Here is a 24,902-nt window from a genome sequence, read left to right on the forward strand (position 1 = left end):
ACATGTCACTGTTATGTGCTGCAGTCATGCTTATCTTCACCGCCGGCTGGATGATTCTGCGCTTCAAATGCAGCGGCCGCTACGCAGCGCTGCGTGAGCTGCCCATGGCAGGGCTCCGGCTGCGGTGGCTGGGCGAGCCAATCCTGCTGCTTGTGGAGAAGGGGAAGGTCGTTAGCCTAATCCCGGCAGTAATGTTCAAAATTCAGAGCTCACTGCAGCGGATCTACGGCATGCGCCATAGCGCAGAAAGAACTTTGCTATTCATTGGAGAGATGTTCAGCTACAGCTGGCTGTTGATCACAGGAGGCAGCGCACTAACCTTGTTTACGGGTGAGCAGGCGGGAATCTCAATTGGCGGCCTCCTGGCAGTTCTACTTCCGGTTGCGATGGTCAGTGACCTGCACAAGAAGGTGCGCCTGCGGGAGCAGCAAATCCTGCTTGAGCTGCCGGAGCTGCTGAATAGCCTAGTCTTGCTTGTTGGTGCAGGCGAGACGGTGCAGCGGGCAATCCTCCGCTGTGTCAACAGCCGCCAGGGAGACAACGCCCATCCGCTGTATGCTGAACTGCTGAAGATGACAGCGGAATGGGAAGGCGGCTATTCGTTCCAGCAGGCGTTTGAGAACTTCAGCAAGCGTTGTGCGGTGCAGGAAGTCTCCATCTTCACAACTACAGTACTGCTAAATTACCGCAGAGGCGGAGCTGACTTTGTTCTGTCGTTGCGTGATCTGTCGCGGATGCTCTGGGAGAAGCGGAAGGCTATCAGCCGGACCCAGGGGGAACAGGCTTCCTCAAAGCTGGTCTTCCCGATGGTGGTTATCTTCTTAATTGTGATTGTGCTGGTGGGGACACCGGCGCTGATGATGTTAAAAATGTAGGAGGTAGAAGCATATGATGATGCTGATTGCAGAAGGTGTGAGGAATTTTTGGAGAGATGAAGATGGACTGGGCACGCTCGAGATGATACTGATTATTGCGGTGTTGATTGCGGTAGTGCTGGTGTTCCGTGAAGAGATTGTAAAGGTAGTTAAGGACTTGATTAGTACTGCCGGGGATAAGAGTCAGGAAGTATTTGAGTGATCCCTCTGCAGGAGGAGGAGGGAAGCTTCACAATCGAGGCTTCGCTTCTGCTGCCGATCATTATGTGCATCACAATGCTGCTGCTGTTTTTCTCCCTCTACAGCTATCAGAAGTCGATGCTGCTGCAGGTGGGCTCAGCTGCAACCGAGCGTGCGGCCTATAATTGGGAGAATAGCAACAGGGCGGTGGATGGGGAATTCACGGCAGGCAATTATGATCCGCTGTACTGGAGAATCAGCGAAGATGGATTATTGGGGTCCTTGTTCGGAAAGAGTGCACAGAATGGAAGTGAGGTAATTGTACTGCCTGGTGAGGCGGAGGCTGGGGGCGAATTGCCCGTAGTGAAGCTGCGGCAAGCTTCGAAGATTGTCCCGTTGAATCTGACGGGAGAGCTTAGCTACACTTACGGATTCACAGGCCGCAAGATCAGTGCTGAATTAAAGAAGGTGCTGAATTTACCTGTCTTGGATGAATTATTGGCGGATGAGGCGGTTCCCGAGATATCTGCCAGCTCCTATGTTACTGAGCCTGTTGAGTTTATTCGAACCGTAGACCTCATGCGTTACTACGGGTCCAAGTTCAAGAATCATTCATCCGGCAGCAAGGAGGACACGGGCATGGAGAAGAAGAACGCTGCCCTCATGCTGGACAAGCTGCACTAAGCTGCCAATATCTCGGCGGGACTGGTTCAGGTGATGGGGCTGGAAGGAGGTGATAACGGATGCTGCATTCCAAGGAATGCAAGTTGTTCAGCAAGCTTCCTAGCCCGGGCCGCTGCCGGAATTACGCAAGGCGGAGCGGAACTAGGAACAGAAGTAGCAACAGAAGTAGCGATATTAATAGAACCGGAAGGTTAGTTAGGTGTACTTTCAGATATCTGCATACAACTGAAGGATCTGTCTCCATTTTTCTGATTATGATACTGGCTTTCGTATTTCTTTTCACCACTGTGCTCATAGATTACGCACGGATAGCGGCTGTGAATGTGCAGGAGGAACGTTTGGCGAGAGCCGGGGTCCGCTCCGTAATGTCCTCTTATGATATTACTTTACGGGACCGGTACGCTCTGTTCGCCTTCGGCGGTAACGACGGCAATCAGCTGCTGTCCAAGGTGCTGAACGATAATCTGTATGAGAGTGGACGGGCGGATGCTTTTAATCTGCTGCCTGTAAAGCTGGATTCCTCTTCGCTGAACTGGAGCCGGCCGCTTGGCAGCTATGATATCTTCCGGCGGCAGATTATAGAAGAAATGAAGTATAAAGCACCTGTTGATTTCGCACTGGAGCTGGCAGGAAAGCTGAAACCCCTGTCTGCTGCAATGACGGAGGCTTCACAGGCAACACAGATACTGGGAGACCTGCAGCCTTTATATACTCAGCGTGAGGAAGCATTGGAACTTATGCTGCAGAAGAGAAGGGAGGCCGCTGACAGTACAGGGAAGCTGCAGAAGCTTCTGATGAATCCTCCTGCTGATCATATATATCCTACTGAGCTGGGCTCCATTACTTCAGCAGCGGATATCCCGGCGATGTATAACGATTATTTCGCCAAGTATTACGAGGATTTGTTCCGGGATACTAAAAAATCGCCGAAGTACTCAGGTGTTCTATCGCTGTATAGAAATCAAGTATCTGATTTGATCAGCCGGATACCTGGTGTTCTGGCTGAGGTTCAGGCAGATCATAACTCCCGGTTACAGGAGGCCAGATCAGCACTTACGAAGGCTGAGGATTTAAACCGGCAGATGAAAAGCATGCTCGATCAGTCAATGGCTGCCGCAGATACTGCCGGAAATGATCCTGCGCGGAACTGGGACATCCCGGGGAGCGTGGAAGAAATGAATTCAGAGCCGCTCAGGAAGCTGAGGGAACAAGCAGCAAGCCTTATTCTCCCTTCATCCGAGTTCAGTACTATGGACAATAACTTAGGGGAACAGGAACAGGCTGCAATGAACCTGGAGCCGGCAGTATCCGGATTACCAGCCGTATTGAGTGCATTATCAGGATCATCTGGAGAGTATTCAGGCATGGTTACAGGTGTTCTGAATGCTTCAGGGACAATTCATAGTTATATACAGAATTATGGCGAGCATGGATCCATTATTACAGCTGAGGCCGCGCAGATTGACGGCCGCCGGACTTCGGACAGTGGGCGCAGGCAAACGGAACAACAGGCCAAAACCAAGCTCGGGGAGGCCATGAAACTGCTTAATGAGATCCGCGGTCTGGGTGAAAGCGCAGAAGAAGCCGCGGAACGGTACCGTAGTCTGCGTCAATACTACGAGGAGAATGTCTCTTTCAATGAGGGTATAGAGCAGGAAGCGGCAGTTACCGTGAATAGCGGTGATCAGTATACTGCCGGAAAATCATCGATGAAAAATATGGACGGTTTATACTCAGCGATGAGCAGTGTTCTGGAAGGCGCCAGGGACAGATTGTATCAAACAGAGTATTCAGCAATGTATTTCCGTCATTTTGATCTATCGGCGCTGACTCCGCTGGCTTCCGGGTCTGCAGAAGGATTCGGAGAAAAGCTCGGGGAACAACTTGATCCTCAGGCTCAGGAGCTGGAGTATATTCTGTACGGCTTCTATAATCCTGCCGGGAATGTAGCGGCGGCATATGGGGAGATCTTTGCCTTGCGCCTGGCCGTAAGGACTATGGAGGGAATGATAGAGAAAGCCAGTCTGGGCAATCCGCTGGCGGTCCTGGCTGCTGCACTTTTGTATGGAGTTGAACAGGCTGTTCAGGACATGCTTCTGCTCTGCAGGAACGGGGAGATTCCCTTATCCAAATATATGACCGCGAAGCTTACCTATCGTGATCATTTGCGGTTGTTTCTTCTGCTTCATGGAGGAGGGGAGGAACAATTGGCCCGGATGCTTGCACTTATCCGCCTGAATACCGGCACTGATCCGGCGGGGAAGTTCACATATGCCTCAGCAGAGCTCACAATGGGCATGCCGCTGTGGTTTCTCCCTGGAGTAGTGAAGCTGGTGGATTATAGTGCAGGACTCTCGGGGGACGTCCGGGGTAAGAATTATTTCAGGAAAGTAGGGGCCGACTTTTCTTATTGAAGGAGGATTGGCCGAATGAAGCTCTGTCTGCGGAAATCACCGGACCCGCGTGATGAAGGCAGCATGGTTGTAGAAGCGGCGCTGGTTCTACCCATGTTTCTGTTATTTGTCCTGTTCCTGATCTTTATTGTGCAAATGACACTATATTCCACGGCGCTGCAGAGCACGGTATCCGATACGGTTAAAATAGTCTCGGCGCATATGTATCCTGCGGCTTTGGCCGCACAGCAATGGGATGATGCAAGTGAAGCAGAGAACACAGATTCGTCCGCTGGCTCTGCCTCCCCGGGTGTATGGAGTATTCCGCGGTTGTCGATTGCTGAATGGAGCGAGCATTATGTGAAGGAGCTTCCTGAGCCTATGGAATCTTGGGTCAGCGCTGCTATCCAGCAGGGAGAAGGGCCGCTCCAGAAGGTGCAGGCCGGGGCTTCCGAGGCCGTATTGGATATAGCACTTAAGCCTATGCTGAAGCCGTATCTGTCTTCGGACTGGCTTAAATACAGCCGGATTCATGTGTCTAATGTAACCGTTCCTGATCTGAATAAAGGAACACATCCTTACTTCGGACTGGTAGTCAGCTATGACTTGCCGATGAAAGTTCCGTTCCTGAATCAGAAGATTGTACTTGAGGCCAGTGCAGTCGAACGCTTATGGATCGGCAACACAGATGTATCCGGAGATGGCGGTGCGGCCGGACCTGATGAAGAAACAGGCACCATTGTCGTCCTGGAGAAGCCTAATCCAGGCGTGGCGAACCATCAGGGCCTGATAAAGGTTAAGGTGCCTCCGGGTGCTTCGGCGAACCTGGCCATTTTTTACAAAAGCGGTCAGAGCACGGCCAAATATCTGGGCTGGAAGCAGGCGGATGAGAACGGATATATCGAATGGGAATGGAAGATAGGCGTAAATACAACACCGGGGACCTGGCCCTTCGTCATTTGTTTGGCTGACGGCACCTCCTTGGAGGCTACTTTTACAGTTGTGAAATAACTGAAGTTTACGGGAAGGGGAGTGGGGATGACAGAATGGGCTTTTTGGGGCTGCCTGCCGTTCCTGACAGCAGCATTAATCACAGATATACGCTGGATGAAGATCCCTAACTGGATCACATTGCCTGCACTGGTTGCAGGAATATCCCTGCAGGTGATTATGAGTGGCTGGCATGGACTGCTCTTATCTCTGTGCGGTGCAGGTTCGGGGTTTCTTCTGCTGCTGATCATGTATTTCATCGGGGCAGTGGGGGCTGGAGATGTTAAGCTTTTTGCCGGAATTGGTGCCTGGACTGGTGTATTGTTCTCCCTGCAGGTAATTGTGTATTCAGTGCTGTTGGGAGCCGTTGTCGGCTGGAGCATGATTCTCTTCAGGCGGGGAGCAGGCCGGAGGGTACGCGGTATATTAAGCAGAAGTGCGGGATTCCTGCTGCTCCGTAATACGGATATGTTCAAAAAAGGACAGGCGAGTGATCTGCTCCGGTTTCCGTTTATGCTGGCTGTTTTTCCGGGATTTATCTGTGCGTATTATTATTTCTGACTTGAGGTTTGGAGTTATAACAGCTCAGGAGGTGAAGCTGCTTGTTTGGACTGGAACGTGATTTCGTGCAGCAGGATGGGATAACGATGCTACTCGGCAAGCCTGAGGGATTGGCGGCAGGAGAGCTTAACATGGTTCAGGCCCGCATGCTGATGAACACCGGCATTCCGCATCATCTGCGGCTGCTTCTTAGAGAGATAGACCTGCAGGTGACACTGGAATATACCGTATCAAGACGAAAAATGCTGGGGGCTCTGCTCAAAAGTGAGAGGCTGAGTATGCTTGAATTCTTCGGGCTGCTGCTGCAGATCGCTGCAGGAATGGAGGAGGGGCGCCTGTATATGCTGCGTGCAGAGCAGTACGCGTTGCATGAAGACTACATCTTCATTGAGGGTCCGTTAAACAGTGGAAAAGTGTTCCTTACCTACCTTCCACTGCAGCATACAGAATCAGCTGTAAGTCCGGGGGAGTCACTCAGATCACTGATCATGGTTTTTATGGCGGCCATCCATGAGCTGTCCGGTGACGGAATGCAGCGGCTGCTGCAATACTGCGGGGAGGAGGCTTTCAGCCCTGCAGGGCTTAAGGAACTATTAGCAGAATTGCTGACAGGGGCAGACCAATACAGGGCTCCTCCTGAAGCCATGGGGCTGGTTCAGGGGAAGCTGGCAGGAGCGCCGATTCGGTCAGCAGACAGAATGGAACAGCCTCCGCTCCTTAATCTGGAAGAGCCAAAGACGGCTTTCCCGGGGAGAGCAGCCTTCGCGTGGGAGCAAGGAGGTAAGGAGAGTGTGCCTCCTGCTTCTGGACAGGCGCCAGATCAGGCTCCATGGATGAGCGGCGCACCGCGGCTGAAGCGGAAGGATGGGGGAGCAACCGGAGAACAGCTGAGGCCTGATATGCCTGAACAAACCCTCCAAGCTGCTGTGGACGGAACATCATCGTATCGGACGTATATTGTACTTGGTGCAGTGCTGTGCGATGCGTTGTTATGGAAGTTTCTCTATTTAAATAATCCCTTGACGCTTTGGCTCGCGGTCTGTGCAGCAGTAACTCTGGGGCTGGCAGTTGTATGCTGGATGGTGTGGAGCGGTAGGATTACCCGGGGCGGATCTGAGGAAGAGGAAGAATTTTTGGAGGAGGGGATAGAGGACAGGAAGGGTACAGGCCGGAAGCTGAGGAATGAGCTGGAATGGGATTTTGGCAGAAATCCGGTAGCGCCGTTCCGGACTTCAGCTCCCGCTTACATGCGTTCAGAACAAGCATCATCTGCTGAAATCTCTTATCTTAGGGGGACAATGGCAGGCGGACAGGGTACAGCCCCGGAGATTGCCGAGGAACGGCTTCATGTGAAAGAAGCGCCTGCTGCTGTAGCTGCCACGGCGCTGCTTATCCGGGAACCGGAACCGGTTAAAGGGGGTGGGCTCCCATCAAGCGGGCGGGCAGTTCCTTATCTGGAAAGAAGCGAGGCGGATGACGGCGGAACTCCTGAGAGAATTGAACTGAACCGCCCCAGCTTCATTATTGGCCGCTCTTCAGAGGTCGCCCAGTATATAGAGACATCTGAAGGGGCATCGCGGGTGCATGCCGAAATTTCCAGAAGCTCCGGCGGATATATCCTGAAGGATCTGGACTCCAGGAACGGCACGCTTCTCGCTGGTGAGGTTATGGTTCCTTATAAAGAGTATCCGTTGACCGAAGGAGCGGTGTTCACGATTGTTAAGGGCTGCTATACGTTTCACACTTGAGATTTCAGCTGTTCAAGTGCCGGCTGCAGGGTTGGATAGGTGAACGTGAAGCCGTTATTCACTGCTTTGGAAGGAAGTACGCGCTGTCCCTCAAGCAGAATTTCCGACAGCTCACCTACGGCAGCCTTCAACAGAAATGCCGGGACGGGGAACCAATGCGGACGATGATAGACTTTGCCGATCATGCTTCCGAATTGTTCGTTCGTAACCGGCTGCGGTGCAGTGGCATTGACAGGACCCTCGATCTCAGGATGAAGAATGCAGAATTCGATTAGCCGGACGATATCCGTCAGGTGAATCCAGGACAGCCACTGCTTGCCGCTGCCGATTCTGCCGCCGAAGCCAAGGGAGTACGGCAACCTCATTTTGGGAAAAGCACCGCTCTCATTGCCCAGCACAACGCCTGTGCGCAGTTTGATCAGCCGGCAGCCCGAATATGCTTCATCGGCAGCCTCTTCCCAGGTCTTGACGACTTCTGAAGGGAAGTCTACAACGCGGGTTGGAGAAGATTCATTATAGGTATCCTGCCGTGAAGTCCCGTAAATGGCGACAGCAGAGGACTGGACGACTACCTGGGGCTTATGCTGCAGCGACTGCAGCAGCTTCCCTGCTGCGGTAACGGTTTCCAGCCGTGATTTCATAATCGCCTGCTTGCCGCTTTGAGTCCAGCGCTGGCTAAGGGAAGCTCCGGCAAGATTAACCAGTGCATCTGCGCCTTCGGCAGCTTCTGGATTTGATTTCAGACTGTCCCAGGTAAGATAGCTCAGACCCGGATGAGCTCGTGGGTTCGCCGGAAGCTTGCGGCCGACACTGATGAGCTGATGCCCGCTTTGCAGCCAATATTCGGTTAGTTCGCTGCCGATGAAGCCGCTGCCTCCGCAAATGATATATTTCATAGGGGTGCTCCTGTTCTGGACGCCTGACCATGGCGTGACCTGATTAGCAGTTATTTGACTAAATGTTTATAAGGTGTGTAGTCGATGCCGTTCTTTTCCAGGAAGGTAACCAGAAAGCGGTTATCGCGCCGTGGTGTGGCTATAATATAGCCTTTGATGCAGTGCTCGCGGGTTACCTCCGGAGCGTTGCTCTCCACAGCAATTCTGCCGATCTCGGCAGCAATGGAATGTTTGGCGATGTCGCGGAAGGGGCCGGGTACCGGCTGAACCAGCTGGTCCAGAAAAGCCTTCATCTCGTCGCTCCATAGTGGACGGCTGCGTTCTACCCAGTAATTCTGCCAGTCCAGCTTGGACTTGCCGTCAGCCTTGGGCAGTACCTTAAGAAATTTGCGGAACATAAAATAGCCGCCGATGCACATACAGCCCAGCAGTAAAAAGGTCCAAAATGCGATGGAATTCATAAACCAGTTGCTCGGAGCTGCAGATAACAAGCTTGAGGGTGAATGAAAATGCATGTATACACCGCCTTTGACAATGATGATTGTCACTTTCCTTTTACTCATCTAAAGTATAGCGTATTTCCAAAGTTTTGCGAAGCGGAAGCAGCCTTCTGGGGCTTGCCTAGATTTATTTTCCCGATCACGGTAGAATAAGGGTTAATTCGTGAAGGAAAGAGGGAAATAGGCATGCTGAAAATAGGTTCACATGTGTCCTGCGCGGACAAGGGTCTCCTGAGCGCGGCCAATGAAGCAAATGAGTACGGATCTACCTCGTTTATGATATATACGGGAGCGCCGCAGAATACGCGCCGTAAGCCAATTGAATCGATGTTCCCTGAGGAAGGGAAGCTGGCTATGGCGCAGAATGGCGTCGAAGAGATTGTGGTTCACGCCCCATACATTATTAACCTGGGCTCCTACAAGGAAAGCACCTACCAGCTGGCAGTTGATTTCCTGCAGGAGGAGATCCGCCGTACCCATGCGCTCGGTGTTAAGCATATCGTCCTGCATCCGGGTGCATTCACTGACAAGGATGCCGAATACGGCATTCAGCGTATTGCAGACGGACTAAATGAAGTGCTGGGCGGTACGAATGAGACGGAAGTGCATATTGCTCTGGAAACAATGGCCGGCAAGGGAACAGAGGTCGGACGCAGCTTCGAGGAGATTGCTTCCATTATCGATAAGGTCGTACATAATGAGCGGTTGTCCATTTGTCTTGACACCTGTCACATTCATGATGCCGGATACGATATTGTGGGCGATCTGGATGGCGTGCTGAAGAAATTCGATGATACCATCGGCCTGGGACGGCTCGGCGTTATCCACATTAATGACAGCAAGAATCCGCGGGGAGCGGGCAAAGACCGTCATACTCCGATCGGCTCGGGCTATATTGGTTTTGAGACGATCAACAATGTCGTACATCATGAAGCGCTGGCAGGTCTGCCGTTCATTCTGGAGACCCCGTGGATTGGCAAGGATGCCAAGAAGCTTCGTCCAATGTATGAAGTGGAAATTGCTCTGCTGCGCGGCAATGTGGCTGAACGTTTCGGAGCGGAGTTCCTGCAGGAGCTGGAAGAGCTGCATGCTTTTTTTGCCAAACAGGAGCTGGACTCCCGCCGCTATGTGCTTGATGTATGGGAATTGCTGAAGAATGATGCCAAAGCCAAAAAAGCCGATCCCCGTGAACCGCTGGAACGGCTCTATGACAATGTAATTGCCGCCGGATTATTCCCTCAGCTTAGTGAGGAAGCTGTCAACCAGCGGCTGATCGCCTGGCTGGCAGGCAAGCAGCTGCTCGTGAACGCTTAATCCAACAACAGATTGCGCAAGCAGATGAGAGGATGGACGGAGAAATATGGAGTTACATGTGAAAAGAGATCATTCATCAGGCGGACAATATCCGGACCGGGCGCGTATGCTCATTTCCTGTCCGGACGGGCCGGGAATCGTAGCGGCAGTGTCGCATTTCTTGTACCAGCATGGTGCAAACATTGTGCAGTCGGATCAATATACGATGGACCCGGACGGCGGAATGTTTTTTATGAGAGTGGAGTTTGACCTGCCTAAGCTGGATGAACGGCTGGAAGAGGTGCGTACGATTTTTGGCGGCGTTGCCGAGCGCTTCAAGATGAACTGGCAGATCTTCAATGTAAGCCACAAGAAGCGGCTGGCGATCTTTGTATCCAAAGAGGATCACTGTCTGGTGGAGCTGCTCTGGCAGTGGCAGGCCGGTGATCTGGATGCGGATATTGCTCTCGTGGTCAGCAACCATACGGACATGCAGGCTTATGTCGAATCCTTCGGTATTCCATTCCATCATATTCCGGTAACGGCAGATACGAAGGAAGCAGCCGAGAAACGTCAGCTTGAGGTGATTGGTGATGATATCGATGTGATCATTCTGGCCCGGTATATGCAGATTATCTCGCCTTCGTTCATCGAGCATTACCGGCACCGGATTATCAATATCCACCATTCGTTCCTGCCGGCATTCGTCGGCGGCAAGCCGTACGCCCAGGCGTATCAGCGCGGGGTCAAGATTATCGGCGCTACTGCCCACTATGTGACTGAAGAGCTGGACGGCGGTCCGATTATCGAGCAGGACGTGCAGCGGGTCAGCCATAGCGATGATGTGAACGAGCTTAAGCGCATCGGACGCACCATTGAACGGGTAGTTCTGGCCCGTGCGGTGAAATGGCATATTGAGGACAGAATCCTCGTGCATCATAATAAAACAGTAGTTTTTAATTAAGCAGCGAAGCATTCCAGTTAACCTTTACAACCACCCCGGTAAAAGTCAGGAATCACACGGAACGCGGATGTTCATAACATCCTTCCGGCCTGATTTTTACCGGAAACATCTTCAGCCGGGAGCTTCTCCCGCAGCCTCAAGCTATACAACAACCTCACAGTAATAATCTAATACACTTCTCACCACTATAGGTAAAAAAGCATTTTACCGGCATTTTGGATCTTAAGCCAAAGTGTATTTTGTTATGTGCAGATTTCACATTCAAAGGGGGTAAAGGGCTTGTCATCGCAACGCGGACATTTATTAAAACGCAATTACATCTTTGCCTTTCTCATCCTGACCACCGGCTTCGGCGGACTGCTTGGCTATGATCTCTATTTCAAACCCTATGTACTCTCTCAGACTGTCGTCAAAATCAAGGTGGATGGCGGAGGCTTTTTACCGAAAAATTATGAGCTGAAGCCCGGAGATCTCTATCTGGATTCCGTGCAGACCAAAGACATTCCGGCTGGTGTTATCCGAAGCCTAAATCAGGTGGAACGGAAGATTACGAATGTGAATCTGACGGATGGCAGTATTCTGACCGAATCACTGATTGATGTGAGCAATCTGGAGCCGCAGCAGGATGAGGGGATATTTCCTATACCCAAAGAGGCGATCTATGCCATTAACGGTTCTCTCCGCAGCAGAGATAAGGTGGATATTTATCTGGTAGAAGGGGATTCGCCGGTTAAGGACCGGACAGGCTATAGCCCGGCAGCCGGGGCAGCAGATGCTTCCGCAGGCGTGAAGGTTTCAGGACCGGCATCTGCGGTGGATGAGGAAATTCAGCCGGCGCTTCCCGGCCGCAAAGTATTTCTCAGCGGAGTAACCGTGAATTATGTGCGCACTGAAGACAACAATGATGTGCTGGATTCGGAGAATGGCAACAACAATAACCGCTTCACCTCGACCGGGAAAGTAGCTACGCCGGAGCTGAAGCTGAAGAAGAGCGACGGGGAGCTGCTGGGGGCATTTTTGGAACAGGGCAAGAAGCTGTGGATCGTAAGAGTGGAGTAGGAGAGTGGAGCAGACAGGAGGAAAGATGAGCTTGAAAATATTCAGTCTGGGTATGGATCAGCTGACCATTAATGAAATAAAGCTTGCCGGATTTACGGTCATCGCCCAAAGCGTGCTGCCTGAGCCGGCGCAGGCCGGAGGACATCTGCTGATGGTGACAAGTGAGCAGGTACCGGTATCCGGACTCAGCGGGCTGCGCCGGAGTTATGCGGATTCCAACATTTTGTATGTATATCTGCAAAAAGGAGTGAGGGGGTATCAGGCCATTCATATGCAATGTGAGAGCCTGGGGATTTTCTTCATGCCTCCGCGTTCCACCTCATCAGCGATCATCGATAAGCTGCGCTACATGCTTGAGGATGAGCAGGCAGAGCGGGGAAATCTGATCGGATTCTTCGGGTCCGGGCCGGGCATTGGCTGTACAAGTGCAGCTAAGCTATTCGCCAGACGGATTGCGGCTTCGGGGCTGCGGGTGATCGTGCTGGGTCTTGATCTGTACGATCCGGGTTATGACCGTAAGACAGCAGTCAGTCTGGACAGGCTGCGGCCGCGGATTACCGGCAAAATGCTTCACGATGAGGACTTTGCCGGGTTTGTGAAACAGGAAGGATATTCGTATCTGCCGGGCAACTTCGATTATTTAAGCGCTCAGGACTATCAGGAGGAGGAGATCGAGTATTTGCTGGCCAGAGCAAGTGACAATGCCGATGTAGTGGTGGCTGATTTCGGGTCCATTCCGGAAAGTGCCGCCTGGTATGTGGGTATGCAGAAATCCGTGCTGCGGATGATTGTAACGCATCCCCGTCATGAATACAGGCTGCAGCCTCTGATGGAGCTGGCCGGGCATATGGATCTGCATCCGCAGGATTTCCAGTGGATCATTAACCGCAGCAATGTAGAAGAGCTGACCTCCTCCAAGAATCTGGCGCTGCGCTTTGGCAGTGAGATCCTGCTGGAGCTTCCGTATTACCAGCCTTTCCTGGAGAGCCTGCCGCTCGGCAAAAAAGAACTTCAGCATGTAGACGATAAGGTTCATGCATTGTTGGTTTCACTGGGTCTGGCCTTGGAAGTCCGAAAGAAGGGAATATTTCAATGATTGAATATCCGGATGAAGCTTGGCCGCTGAAGCAGGGGCGAATTCCATCAAGATGGACTCCGCTAGACCCTGAGCATGGAAGACGGCAGGAAGAGGAGGACGGGAGCGGACAGGCACTGCCTAGATTAGCGAAGGAGACAGAGGACATACGGCTTTTCTCACTGAAGCCGAGCGTGCTCCGTACCAGTAAACCCGGCAAGGAAGACTTCTACGGCTTTCTGCAAAAAATGAAAAGTGAAATGAACGCCGGACTGGAGCGTGAGGATGACAGCTATTTCGAGCTAAATGCCAAGGCGTTGATTGGTGATCCGCAGGCAGTCAGCTTTTTCATGAACGAGATCGAAAAATATTTGCGCCGTACCCCGTTTACGGGCAAGGTGCCGGAGGCTTACCGTACAGCCGCTGAAGCGCTGTTTCATGAATGGAAAGGGTTCGGACCTGCGTACCGCTGGTTTACGGACCGGGCTTATAGTGAATCAACCGGTCTGCAGATGATCGGACGGCAAATTTTCTATAACCACCAGGGCAGGTTTGTAGCTTATCCGTATGAGATGCCTTCGCTGGATCGTGTAGAGCAGCTCAAGCGATCCCTTTTGAAAAGCGATCCCAACAAAAAGCTGAACAAGGATAACCCTTCGGTGGAATTCAAAATGGACGATCCCCTCTGGCCGGGCCGGTTCATCCGGTTAGCCATCTGGGTGTCGCCACGGGTCTGGGAAGGCTTCACCACCATATCGCTGCGCCGCCAGGTCGTCGAATTCCTGGATCTGGATGATCAGGCCGGCACAGAATGCATCCCTGCGGAAGCGATTGAACTGATCCGTGCGCTTACGGGGACGTTTCGTAATACGATTATCGCGGGTGCCGTAGGCTCGGGCAAAACCACTTTTGCCAATACAATTGTCGGAGAGCAGCTGCTCGGTTCCTCCTCCTGCATGGGTGTGGTGATGATTGAGAAGCATCCGGAGTCAATTCTGCCGTATCAGATCAAGGGCCACCGGATCATTCCAATCCAGGCATCCAATGAGGAGCTGATGGAGGTCGGCGTGGAATCGCTGCGGCATGACCCGAACATTCTCTATATGACGGAGATGCGTTATAACGAATGGGAATTCTATCTGTGGAGCGGCGAGAAGGGCTACGACGGCATTACCGGAACCTTTCATACGGTGGATTCGGAGGATATTCCTTACCAGGGTGCATTTGCCGTATCTACACGGATTGGCGGCAGCCTGAAGGGGCATTTAATCTCAGCGCTGAAATCCTGTGAGCTGGTATTTATTCTGGAAAGTGTGCCCGATGGGAAGAAACGGCTCGCGCGGATATCCGAGGTTTTTTATGAGGAAGCCAGCAACTCGGTATTCGCTAATGATCTGATGCGCTGGGAGCCGGAGCAGTCGGCCTGGAGCTACAATGACAAGCTGACGCCGGGACTAATGCTGAAGATGAAGAAGAAGAATGCACGGGCCACGCGGATTATGCTGCAGGAGCTTGGACATCTCGCTGCTCAGAAACCAATGGTGGACCCGCTGAAGGAAAGCTTGAAATCCAGGATTGTTTTGAACGAATGAGGGGGGGAGCCTGTGGCGCTGCTGTACTATATCATCCAGTTTGTCTTTCATTTACTGGCCGCGGGCGGATTGTGGCTATTGGTGAAGCCGCTTATTGAGCGGCATTTATCGCAGTGGGGACAAAAGATGGATTTCCGGATGAACCTGAGGATGAGTCTGTTCGGCAAAAGGGTAAGCATGATTAATAAAAGAATGTGGCTATACCGCCATCTGGATGATTTGCTGTATTTTGCCCATAAGAGGTATGAGCCGGGAATCAGTGTTATGCGTTTTGTCACCCGTTCAGGCATGCTGTTCACGGGGGTTTTTCTATCGGGTCTGCTGACTCTGCGGGAGCTGCCGGGACATATGAGCTTTAATAATCCTTTCCTGGAGGGGATTGTGTTAAATGACGGTACAGCTGTGCAGGACGCTTGGCGGCTCCCGCTGTTTCTGGCAGTTCTCTCGGCAAGCATTCCATATTTACGGATGAGGTATACCTATGCTCAGAGGAAAGTGCGGGGGAGCTACGATCTGCTCGATGTGATCAAAATCGCCACCAAATTCACTCATTTATCTGCGGATTCCATTTTGTCGAGAACCAGTGATTTGCTGGCCGGGGATAATGTGCTGAAGACTCCCTTGAAGCTTCTTGGAGCGGCGTTTGCCAATTACAGTAATGAACGGGAGCTGAATGAGGAGGCGGGGCGTTTTGCCGGAGCGATCGGAACTACCTTTGCCGTAGAATTCGTATCGGATCTGCTCTATTGCGAGAAGGAAGGCACACGTTATCTCAAAAGCTCGCTCATGATGCTTAACCGCTCCATGGAGCAGCAACGGGAGACGATTCTGACGGTCAAAGCAAGCAGCAGGGATGCGATTAGCCTGGGACTGTACGGAAATCTGGTTGTGCTGGTTTCTTCGGTTGGAACATTTATGTACATGCTGAAGCCCGACGTCTATTTCAAACTGCAGTTTGAGACTACCGTTGGTCTTACATTTATGATGGTCATCATTGCGGGAATGTTCATCTCGTTCATGATCAGTACCATCCTCGCCAGGCCCAAGCTGGACTACCACTAAGGTGATGAATAATGGATAGATTACTACTTTTGATAGCCGTAACAGGTATTGTGTATCTCGCTCTATTGGTTTTTGTCAGCAGCAGCAGCCGTCAGGAACGTTATGTGCTCCGTCTCGGCGTGAAATGGAAGGCCTTCGGGGAACGGGTGCAGAATGAACGGCTGCAGCACTTGCTTAATCAGAGCGGTCTGTCTATATCAGCAGCCAAAATCACAATGTTCCGGTACTCGGCGGCTCTGATTTATCTGCTGGTTCAGACGGCAGGTGACTTCGTACGTTCAGAGCCTTTATCTGTTTATGATCCGCTTATTGCTGCGCTTATTCTGCTGATTACCAGTCCGCAGCGGGTTCTGCCCCTTGGCTGGCTGCTGGTCTGGCTGCATCAGAAGACACTTATTCAAAAAGACGGGGAGCTGATTTCCTTCATCCGTCTCTATGAGAATAACCGGCTGCGTAAGCGCGGGTATGTGGAGTTTGGCGCTTTTTGTGCAGGGACAGCCAGTCACTTCAATTATATCCGTCAGGATCTATATGAGCTCTCGGAAAGGGCGGTAGATGAGGGAACCGAACGTGCGATTGAATGGTTTTGCGGCAAATTTCCAGAGAACCACGCTTTCATTAATGATATCCGTTCGATTCTGCTGGCGACAGAGGGCATGGATGATGATCATGAAGCAGCGAATTATTTAAGGGAGCAGGGCAAGATTATCACCAAAATATCGAGCGACCAATATCTGAAGAAATGGTCCTTCATCGGCGATGTATCGACCATCATTAATGTAATTCCGTCTATCGCTACCTTCCTGATGATTGTATGTCTGGCTATGCAGTACATTATGCTGATTAAGGGCAATTTTAGCGGTGTGGGGATGTTTCAATGAGTGAATTTTTGTATATTCAAACAGCACTTAAAAATATAAAATAAAAAGGGAGATATTAACAATGAAAAAGGACGCTATTTCTACTGGTTTATTTATCGCTATCGGATTTCTGTGTGTGGCTATCGTAATCGCAATACTGATTCCTGTCGTACGGGACGTAATTGACGATGCAGATGATAACAGACCGGTCATTCCGGCGGTTAGCCTGGTTGAGCCGTCAGGCTCGGGAGAAGCAGCCGTAACGTATACCATCGTTCCTCCTTTGGTTTAACGGAGATGAAGAAGGACTCGATTTCCGTCGCACTGTTTCTGGCTATTGGCTTTGTGATTGCGGGCATTTTTATCGCCGGGGCAACAAGCATTATCGGCGGCAGCCAGGATGATATCATTACCCATGTCAAAGCAGTTGAACAGTATTAAAAGGAGGCGCTGCGCTTGAAGGCAACCGTCCTCCGGGCATTGTTTATGTGGCTGGTGCTGTTCATTATCCTGCAGCCGATTTTTACGTATATTGATTATCTGCTGGATTTGCAGGTCAAAGCCAACACATCCTATATCACACAAAAGGCCGCAACCGAAGGAATGGTTACAGCCTCTATGAGAGGCGAGGTCATCTCGAACCTGAAGGCTGTCGGTTTTCCGGAGAGCTCTATTGAAATTACTAGCAGTACGGAAATGATTCTTGAGCGCAAGCAGCGGATAGATGTGTATGTAACAGCGCCAAGGGTAAACCTGTTTCCCTACAATTTCTCCGGCGTCTCCCAGCCGACACGTTATTATGGGCACGGATCGATCATGAGTGAATATCTCGATTAACTAAGGGATGAAGCTGACCAATGGATTATATTATTAAGCTGGCATTTGTCCTGCTGATCTTTATCTACTCCTGGTTTTTTCAAATTCAGAATCAGGAGTGGGACATCATGCGCAGTATGCTCAAGGATGCCAACAATATGGCGGTTCACGATGCATCACAGGAGTTGAACGAAGCAGCGCGGGCACAAGGTAGGTTGATTATTGACCCATCTGCGGCGTATGAGACCTTCCGCCAAACGCTGCAAAGTAATCTGGGACTGGACGACGGCTTATCCCCCTTAGCGGGGAGCCGGCTCCAGGCTCAAGTGAAGATCGTCAAGTTCGACATTGTGGATGAAGCGACGGGTAATACGTTTCCCATGCTCTATGAAGACCCTGCTTACGGCATCACCAAATACATACAGGGCCCTTCGGTCATCGCAGTTATTGAAACAGAGCATCCGGCCCTGATCTCCAGAAACAAAGTACAAGAAGCAATTACTGTGCCGGCGGTTCAAGAATATAAGCTGAATCATTAGCCATATGAGCTTCGGCGGGTTCTGATCCAACTACTACAATTAAGGGAGAGTACGATTATGAAAAAGACGATGCTCAGCAAAACAATGATGGGGAGAACAGCTGTAAAAGTTTTACTGGCAACAACATTGTTAGCCGGTGTAATTGTAGGTCAAGTTGGGCCTGCCAGTGCAACAGCTGCAAAACCGACGGCGGCTCCGATTATGAGGGATAATCTTTCGAAATATGGGTTGGTGAAGGATGTAGAGCTTCCGGTAACAGTTGAGGCTGGGGGACTTAGTTATACGCTGGAGAAGATTATGATTTATGATATTAAGTCCGAAACGGCCCAATCATTGATAAAGAAATATGAGTATAACAACTATGGAAAATATTTTGTTTGGACAAAAATTACACTGGAAAATAAAGGAGAGAAAACAATCGAAGTTAGCTCTAAAGACCCTAATCCAAAATGGATGATTCGAGTGGGTGATGGAGCTGTGCTCGATCAAGACATGCCGGGAAAGTTGGTTCGTGAAAAAAACAGTAAAGAAGCCTTGTGGACTTATAGTTTAAAGCCAGGGCAAAAATTGAGTACATATCAGGGACTGCTTTGTTATGGATCAAAGCTTGATCATCTTGTAATAAGTTTAGATGTTAAAGGAAAATCGGCAATCAAGTATATTGTAAACCGCAAAGAGGGTTAGATGGAAAATATGAAAATGAAACTCAGCCTACTCTTACTATGTTTTTTGCTAGGGTTAACTATTTTTACCGACTCGGCCGCACATGCTTCTGGGTCAAAATCAGCCTCTATAAGTATTCCGGTTGCCAATGGATTAACTGGGGCGAATAATGGCGCAAAGACTTTCTACCTAGACATGCCCAGCGGAGTGAGCAGCTCAATGATTAATTCAGCTACACTTAAATATAATGGTAATAACAGTGTTGTGGGAACGATTGCTGTGGAAAATGGGAAAATAAAGATCACACTTAAAGGTAAAGAAAGTGTAGAGAAGTTATCTAATGTTCAGGGTTTTTATAAGGATTATGGAACCCCTTATAGTACAACTCCTGGTAATTCCATTTGGTTATATTCGGATGGACGGCGATGGCAGATCAATGACTACAAAGCAACAACCAATACAATGGACTCCTATGATGTAAATGCCACGGACGGAAAAATCCCATCGCTAGATCCGCCATTGAGATTAATTACGACCCAATCCATTCTCGGAATAGATGGTCTTTCCTGGTATAATAATTCTGCGAAAATGGCTATAGATTCAGGTTCTATTATTCAATCCACAGTTAAAGTATTAGAATTTTCTAATGATTTTTTCAAAAGGACTCCAAACATTAAAGGAATATCCTTTAAAAATCAGCGAATTATCATAGATTACTTTATTCCACAGGCCAGTAATTCTAGTTTCAAAACGAAGTGGACTCCAGAACAAGATGATGGACACCACGATCTGTCCGGACATGCAGAAGGTCGGCGGTATCAAGTAACAGGCTATTATTATTATCTGGCTGACGCAAACGTCACCACCTACAGCTACGGCGGCTTAGTCACCTTCGACTACAACCTCCCCGATGAAGCAACCCTAACCGGTGCAGCAATTCTTGAAAAGCCTTCACCCACTCCGGCAAAGTTCGAGGATAAAGACGTGCCGGTACAAATTAACCTAAAAGGGGAGCTGTTGGCATATAAAGATTCGTCTAACATCGAGGAATGGGTGTTTTATGCCAAAGAAAAAGGCAATGACAGCACGCTGAAAACGCTAAAGGATTATTCCAAAACCCTTACGTCAGCAAAAAAGATTGATTTTACTATTTCAAAATCAAAAGTGAAGGCACCTAGTATCACACAGGAATACGAATTAAGTGTAGTCGTGAGGTTCAAGAAACCCGTTGTAACCAAAACGGGAACCATCACTTCATTGAAGGAGTCCTACACCGTGAAAGCCGGAGTGTATACAACTCCAACTCCTCCAGGCGGGGATTTTCCAGGACCAACTTCTCCTCCGAATCCTCCGCGAGAGCTGAAGCCGCCGATTGCCCTTATCTCAGCACCAAAGACGATTAAGGCAGGACAAGAATTTGAAGCCAGCGGCGCAGGCTCCTACGATCCGGATGGCTTTATCAAAAGCTATTATTGGGACACGCCGAATGCTATAGGAGAATTGACAGATCAGCCGCGGGGGACCCTTTGGTACGATAAAGAGCACTTAGGTGAGCAGTCGCTGGCACTCACGGTTTTGGATGATGATTCAATGGCCGGGAGCACCAGTACTGAAATTACGGTCATTGAGCCGGTCCCGAATGCATCTATTTACGCTGAAGGAACCTTAAAACAGAACCGGAAGGTCATTATCCGCAGTTATAGCAGCAGCCCTACACATTACCCGTTGGTAGATTCTAAAACTAAAATCACCATCACTGCCGTTTCTGGCTGTACCAACGCAGACATTAAATACAGCGGGTCGCTGAATGACGTGCCAAGTAAAGATGTACTGTTTAAAAAGCCCGGCAGATATAAAGCAACAATCTATGTCGAGAATACCCTGGGGCTGTCTGCGAATAGCGAAGTGTCGTTTGATATTGTACCGGATGAGAAGCCCTTTGCTTACTTCACACTTCCTGGCTCTGCGTATCGTAACCCTGCAGATGGCAATCAGGCGACGATCTCTATCGATGACATGTCCTATTCTCCGGATAAGGATATTGTGGCCCGGAGGCTATGGGAATATCGCTACGATTCGAATAACAACGGGAATTTTGCAGATGAGAGCTGGGTCATCTTTAGTAACGAGAATTTAGATCATCTCAATTTTAAAGTGCGGGATGTTGGGCAGTACCAGGTAAGGCTCACCGTATTTGAAGAATTTGGTCAGCCCACGATTGATGAATTTGTTACCCAGGATGATCGCCAATCGAACAACTCAGACATCACACAGAATGCTATTGAACGAATCTTTAAGGTTAAAAATCAGGCACCAGATGTGGATTGGTCATGGTAGAAAGGAAAGAATATGCAGAAATTTAACAAGGTACTCTCAATATTCATGGCTGCTGTGTTATTGCTTCTAACCTGTCCTGAAGCTTTTCCGGGAAAGGTGCGGGTAGCTGCTGCGGGTGATCCCAATGTAATTAACTATATCGACATACATGTAGAGGCATTTAGCGATACTAGGTATTGGGAACCATATATGGGGGAAATCGGAGATGTAACTCTTGATATGCCAAGTCTTACTCTAAAAAATGTCCGATTTGACCTAACAACTCTTAACTTTGAATATGACGTCGTTCTGGATTCACCAATTATAATGAAATCGTCAAATAAGGATTGGTATTTTGACTACTGGAGAACTAGATTTGTGAGCATTTCCACAAGTTTTAGTTCGCCAACAAAGAGCGCTACAGTTAATTATAGGGAATGGTTAGTAAATGAGTTCCCGGCTACTCAAACATATAATACATTGAGTCTATCAGGACCACCTACGAGTCAGGTGAGTGTACCATGGGATCGGGAACTTCCTACCAAGTTAGATATTGTGGTCTGGGCAAGAGATAGTCATTGGTATAACACTCCCATGAATGGTTGGGCGAATGCCGCCCAACGTTATTTTTACGATGTGCCGTTAATTATCAATTCAGCTCCAAGTCTAACCGTAACGACTCCGAGCGAACAGCAGCTCATTAACGAGCCGGGCTTCAGCGGGATGAACATTGAAGGATATGTACGCGATGTGGACAATAACGATGTGGTGGTCAGTGCGGAGATCCCGAATGTTTTCTACAAGAAAGTAACCATTCCGCAGGCATTATATAATAAACCATTTTCCATACCCATAGACGTTTTGGCAGACGGGATACCTCCTGGACGGCATACGATCACTGTCAAAGTCGTAGATCCATACAACTTCAAAGACGAGAGGACACTATATGTAAATGTGTCCTATAGGTTAAGGAATAAGTCTTTTATCTTAATCAATACACCTGTAGACATCACGACATCCTATACAGATTATGAAGGGGACCCGAAGTATCAAGACAGGTACCGGTATGATCACGATCCGAACTTTTTTGACAATTCGATGGGGATCATTGGTGACAGTGGTCTATGGCGGAATTCCCAGTATCAGTCATTCCCCTACAGCGGGGTGTATGTGGCCACCTTCCAGGCTCGAGATAATCCAAAAAGTGATGATCGGTTCGATGATTACCGGCTATGGAGCCGCGATAATTTATCATCCATGACGTTTCACGTACACCGCAAGCCGATTGCTCTGTTTAGTGCGAAGCTAACGGGGGGATGGCTCCAAATCACAGATAGCTCCTACGATCTTGATCATATTAAGGCGTATAACAAGGGCTTGATGGATTGGCAATGGCAGTATAAAATAACCGAATCTGAAATGTGGATGGACGGGCAACCGCCTGCGCAGCTGCCGACATCTGATCAATATGATATCCGGCTGCGGGTGCGTGATGTGGACGGAGAAAATGGAGCAGGAGTTTGGAGTGACTGGTGTGTGCGTACTGTTGGCAATGGGGGGAATCTCCCACCGGTTGCACTCTTTACGGTAGATCCCAACATTGTATCCTATCGTAAGTCTACGACGGTCACAGACAAGTCCTTTGATCCGGATAATGATCCGCTTGATGTGTATAGCTGGACGGTGGTTAAGGACGGCTGGCAGCAGGTATGGAGTCATTGGGGCGGGGCAACTACACCTCCGAATATTGCCGCCTACGGAGTGGGGACTTACCAGTTAACCTTACAGGTCCATGATAATCGGGGGCTTTGGTCAGAACCCTACAGCCAAACCGTGCAGGTCATGAATCATCCACCTGCAGCTGCATTCTATATGCCATCTGAAGTGTACCGGGATACGGTAATTCCGCTGGAAAATTTGACGCCCGATCCGGACGAGGATGGGGACAGACTGAGTTATGGCTGGAACGCACGGATCAATAACTCAGGCTATTATTATACCAGCGGTAATCGGAGTCCAGTGATAACGATCCGTGATTTAATTTCAAACTACGGGATATCACAGCAGCAGGCCATCTCTGATGGGTGGGAAATGCGGCTTACAGCATCGGATGGATTGCTGAGTTCGAATGCCACTCGGTTGTTTACGGTCAAGAATCATGTTCCAACGGCAGGAATCAATGGACCAGCGGTTGTATACCAATATGACAACAAAACCTACTATGGTGTGGATACGGATGAAGACTCGTCGGATGCAAGCAGCTTACAATACTACTGGAAGGTTACCAGCAGCGATGGAACCACAACAATGTACCGCACAGCCAATATAAATATAGATTTCCCGGACACAGGGTCCTACACCCTGGAACATTGGGTAGTGGATCAAATCGGTGCAAAGTCAAACGTGGCTAAGCTAAAGATTGATGTCATTGAAAACCAGGCTCCAGCTATCACGCTTACGGCTCCGGCAGGTACGGTTACAAATCCGACTGTTCTGGATGCAGAGCTGCAGGGCGATCCTCTCATTGGGTGGAACTACAGTGATCCGGAGAACGATCCGCAGGAGAAATACCGGCTGGAGTTCTTCGCGAAAGACGGACAGTTGGCCAAAACAGTCGAGAATACAGATTCTACCGGCGGATTGCGTCAGTATCAGGTGCTTAATCCCACCTTTGAACGGTTCGCGATCTTCAGCCTATACGCCCGGGCTTATTCAAAAGGCTCCTGGTCGGAAGTCTCCAATGAAAAAGCCTTCATCATCGATAATCCGCCGCATGCCGGTTTTACCCTGATGACGGATACGGGCCGCAATGCAGCAGCGGTACCCATTTACCGGACGGATGTACTGCAGATCACTGGCACTGCAACAGATGCGGATATCCCGAAGGGCGACAGTATTAAATATCAATATTTCCTTAAGCCTTCAAGCGGGAACGAAGGGTTGGCCAGCATACAGGAGAGCTTCACCAAGCAATTCACGTCAAACGGAACCTTCGCGCTGCGGCAAGTCGTCACGGACAGTCTGGGACTATACCGGGAGCTGTCGCAGAATATCACGGTCGTGAACCGGATTCCGGCTGTGAATATTATTTATCCAACCAGCACCAGCCCATCCAGTCCAACCATTGTTAGTACACTCACCCCTGTGATTCAGTGGGATTATCAGGATGAAGACGGCGATGTGCAGCAACGCTTCAAAGTACGTATTATTAATCTGGCAAGCGGGGCGGTAAAGGCCCAGTCCGGTGAACAGGTATCCGGCGCTAAGCAGTGGAAGGTTCCTTCCGGCATGCTTGCTGAGAATGAGAAATATGCTGTGGAAGTTGAGGGGGATGACGGGTTCGGCTGGAGCAGTGTGTCTCCGCGCAAATATATGATGGTCAATCTGCTCAGCATTAAGGGGGCTGTCCAGCACACAGAGGAGTGGAACAGCAACCGTCAGGCTTACAATTTGAATAAAAGCGGGAATGCGGAGAGTCCGCGGGGGTATACTGTTTATTGGGCGGGGGAGAAATTCGTGCTGCAGGGCACGGCAACCGGATTGCCGGATACCGTTCAGGTTACAATGAGCGGAGGGTATACAGCGCAGCTGAGTCCGACCGGAAGTGACAAGACCAAGTGGACAGGCGAATTGGCAGACCCGTCGTTTGAACAGCTGCCGGATGGTCCGGTTACGTTCACTTTTACCGCGACTAATGAATTCACCACCAAAGTCGATTCAGTTACGGTAACCATTCTGGGGGATTGGTCAGAATATTATCAGAGTCATCGCGTAAAATAACGGAACTTAGTCACTCAGCTACCGGTATCTTATTCTATCTGTTCATATCACGCAGC

At 49.9% G+C, this 24,902-nt stretch carries 23 protein-coding genes; 21 read left to right on the top strand and 2 right to left on the bottom strand.

The genetic code is table 11. The features are described 5' to 3' along the window. The first annotated feature begins 2 nt into the window (after positions 1–2). The 7 genes from P40081_RS06865 to P40081_RS06895 all read left to right on the top strand — a co-directional run bounded on the left by P40081_RS06865 (position 3) and on the right by P40081_RS06895 (position 7,431). Positions 3–875 (top strand): type II secretion system F family protein, encoded by an 873-nt coding sequence (locus P40081_RS06865; RefSeq protein WP_042134318.1) that lies wholly within the window; start codon positions 3–5, stop codon positions 873–875. A gap of 13 nt (positions 876–888) precedes the next feature. Then, a complete protein-coding gene (locus P40081_RS06870; RefSeq protein ID WP_042134320.1) occupies positions 889–1,077 on the top strand; it encodes a Flp1 family type IVb pilin in 189 nt (62 codons plus the stop codon). Next, entirely contained in the window at positions 1,074–1,739 is a 666-nt protein-coding gene (locus P40081_RS06875; RefSeq protein WP_042134322.1) for a TadE family protein, read from the top strand. The genes P40081_RS06870 and P40081_RS06875 overlap by 4 nt, the downstream gene beginning before the upstream one ends. A 338-nt stretch (positions 1,740–2,077) precedes the next feature. Beyond that, the gene (locus P40081_RS06880; protein WP_156118551.1) at positions 2,078–4,153 is read left to right on the top strand and encodes a hypothetical protein; all 2,076 of its coding nucleotides are present in this window, start codon (positions 2,078–2,080) and stop codon (positions 4,151–4,153) included. Positions 4,154–4,168: 15 nt separating this feature from the next. After that, positions 4,169–5,143, top strand: a complete 975-nt coding sequence (locus P40081_RS06885) for a TadE/TadG family type IV pilus assembly protein (protein ID WP_042134323.1) — start codon at positions 4,169–4,171, stop codon at positions 5,141–5,143. A gap of 27 nt (positions 5,144–5,170) precedes the next feature. Further along, entirely contained in the window at positions 5,171–5,683 is a 513-nt protein-coding gene (locus P40081_RS06890) for an A24 family peptidase (protein WP_042134324.1), read from the top strand. Positions 5,684–5,724: 41 nt separating this feature from the next. Further along, a complete protein-coding gene (locus tag P40081_RS06895; protein WP_042134327.1) occupies positions 5,725–7,431 on the top strand; it encodes a DUF6382 and FHA domain-containing protein in 1,707 nt (568 codons plus the stop codon). Here P40081_RS06895 and P40081_RS06900 read toward each other — a convergent pair. After that, positions 7,422–8,327: a TIGR01777 family oxidoreductase gene (locus P40081_RS06900; RefSeq protein WP_042134328.1), complete on the bottom strand. Its 906-nt coding sequence runs from the start codon at positions 8,325–8,327 to the stop codon at positions 7,422–7,424. The genes P40081_RS06895 and P40081_RS06900 overlap by 10 nt on opposite strands. Before the next feature lie 50 nt (positions 8,328–8,377). After that, on the bottom strand, positions 8,378–8,842 hold the full coding sequence (locus P40081_RS06905) for a DUF2621 domain-containing protein (RefSeq protein WP_042140824.1): 465 nt from the start codon (positions 8,840–8,842) through the stop codon (positions 8,378–8,380). 171 nt (positions 8,843–9,013) lie between these two features. Here P40081_RS06905 and P40081_RS06910 point away from each other — a divergent pair, with 171 nt between their 5' ends. The 14 genes from P40081_RS06910 (at position 9,014) to P40081_RS06970 (ending at position 24,846) form a co-directional block, all read left to right on the top strand. Then, a complete protein-coding gene (locus P40081_RS06910) occupies positions 9,014–10,141 on the top strand; it encodes a deoxyribonuclease IV (RefSeq protein ID WP_042134329.1) in 1,128 nt (375 codons plus the stop codon). Between the two features lie 46 nt (positions 10,142–10,187). Then, positions 10,188–11,084 (top strand): formyltetrahydrofolate deformylase, encoded by an 897-nt coding sequence (gene purU / locus P40081_RS06915; RefSeq protein ID WP_042134331.1) that lies wholly within the window; start codon positions 10,188–10,190, stop codon positions 11,082–11,084. 279 nt (positions 11,085–11,363) lie between these two features. Next, positions 11,364–12,143, top strand: coding sequence for a hypothetical protein (locus P40081_RS06920; RefSeq protein WP_042134333.1), 780 nt, complete (start codon positions 11,364–11,366; stop codon positions 12,141–12,143). A gap of 31 nt (positions 12,144–12,174) precedes the next feature. After that, a complete protein-coding gene (locus tag P40081_RS06925) occupies positions 12,175–13,239 on the top strand; it encodes a CpaE/TadZ family protein (protein ID WP_156118552.1) in 1,065 nt (354 codons plus the stop codon). Then, on the top strand, positions 13,236–14,810 hold the full coding sequence (locus tag P40081_RS06930) for a P-loop NTPase family protein (RefSeq protein ID WP_042134337.1): 1,575 nt from the start codon (positions 13,236–13,238) through the stop codon (positions 14,808–14,810). The genes P40081_RS06925 and P40081_RS06930 overlap by 4 nt, the downstream gene beginning before the upstream one ends. 12 nt (positions 14,811–14,822) lie before the next feature. Beyond that, positions 14,823–15,872: a hypothetical protein gene (locus tag P40081_RS06935; protein ID WP_042134339.1), complete on the top strand. Its 1,050-nt coding sequence runs from the start codon at positions 14,823–14,825 to the stop codon at positions 15,870–15,872. Between the two features lie 11 nt (positions 15,873–15,883). Beyond that, a complete protein-coding gene (locus P40081_RS06940; RefSeq protein ID WP_156118553.1) occupies positions 15,884–16,753 on the top strand; it encodes a hypothetical protein in 870 nt (289 codons plus the stop codon). Positions 16,754–16,814: 61 nt separating this feature from the next. Continuing rightward, entirely contained in the window at positions 16,815–17,024 is a 210-nt protein-coding gene (locus tag P40081_RS06945; protein WP_042134342.1) for a hypothetical protein, read from the top strand. Between the two features lie 5 nt (positions 17,025–17,029). Then, positions 17,030–17,173, top strand: coding sequence for a hypothetical protein (locus P40081_RS38305; protein WP_156118554.1), 144 nt, complete (start codon positions 17,030–17,032; stop codon positions 17,171–17,173). Positions 17,174–17,188: 15 nt separating this feature from the next. Beyond that, positions 17,189–17,569 (top strand): hypothetical protein, encoded by a 381-nt coding sequence (locus P40081_RS06950; protein WP_039296416.1) that lies wholly within the window; start codon positions 17,189–17,191, stop codon positions 17,567–17,569. Positions 17,570–17,589: 20 nt separating this feature from the next. Continuing rightward, positions 17,590–18,087, top strand: coding sequence for a hypothetical protein (locus P40081_RS06955; protein WP_042134344.1), 498 nt, complete (start codon positions 17,590–17,592; stop codon positions 18,085–18,087). Positions 18,088–18,144: 57 nt separating this feature from the next. Then, positions 18,145–18,771, top strand: coding sequence for a hypothetical protein (locus tag P40081_RS06960; RefSeq protein ID WP_042134345.1), 627 nt, complete (start codon positions 18,145–18,147; stop codon positions 18,769–18,771). Next, a complete protein-coding gene (locus P40081_RS06965) occupies positions 18,772–21,087 on the top strand; it encodes a hypothetical protein (protein WP_042134348.1) in 2,316 nt (771 codons plus the stop codon). It abuts the gene before it with no gap. 573 nt (positions 21,088–21,660) lie between these two features. Further along, positions 21,661–24,846 (top strand): hypothetical protein, encoded by a 3,186-nt coding sequence (locus P40081_RS06970; RefSeq protein WP_042134350.1) that lies wholly within the window; start codon positions 21,661–21,663, stop codon positions 24,844–24,846. Positions 24,847–24,902 lie beyond the last annotated feature (56 nt).

Source organism: Paenibacillus sp. FSL P4-0081 (assembly GCF_000758565.1).
Taxonomy (GTDB): domain Bacteria; phylum Bacillota; class Bacilli; order Paenibacillales; family Paenibacillaceae; genus Paenibacillus_AQ; species Paenibacillus_AQ phytohabitans.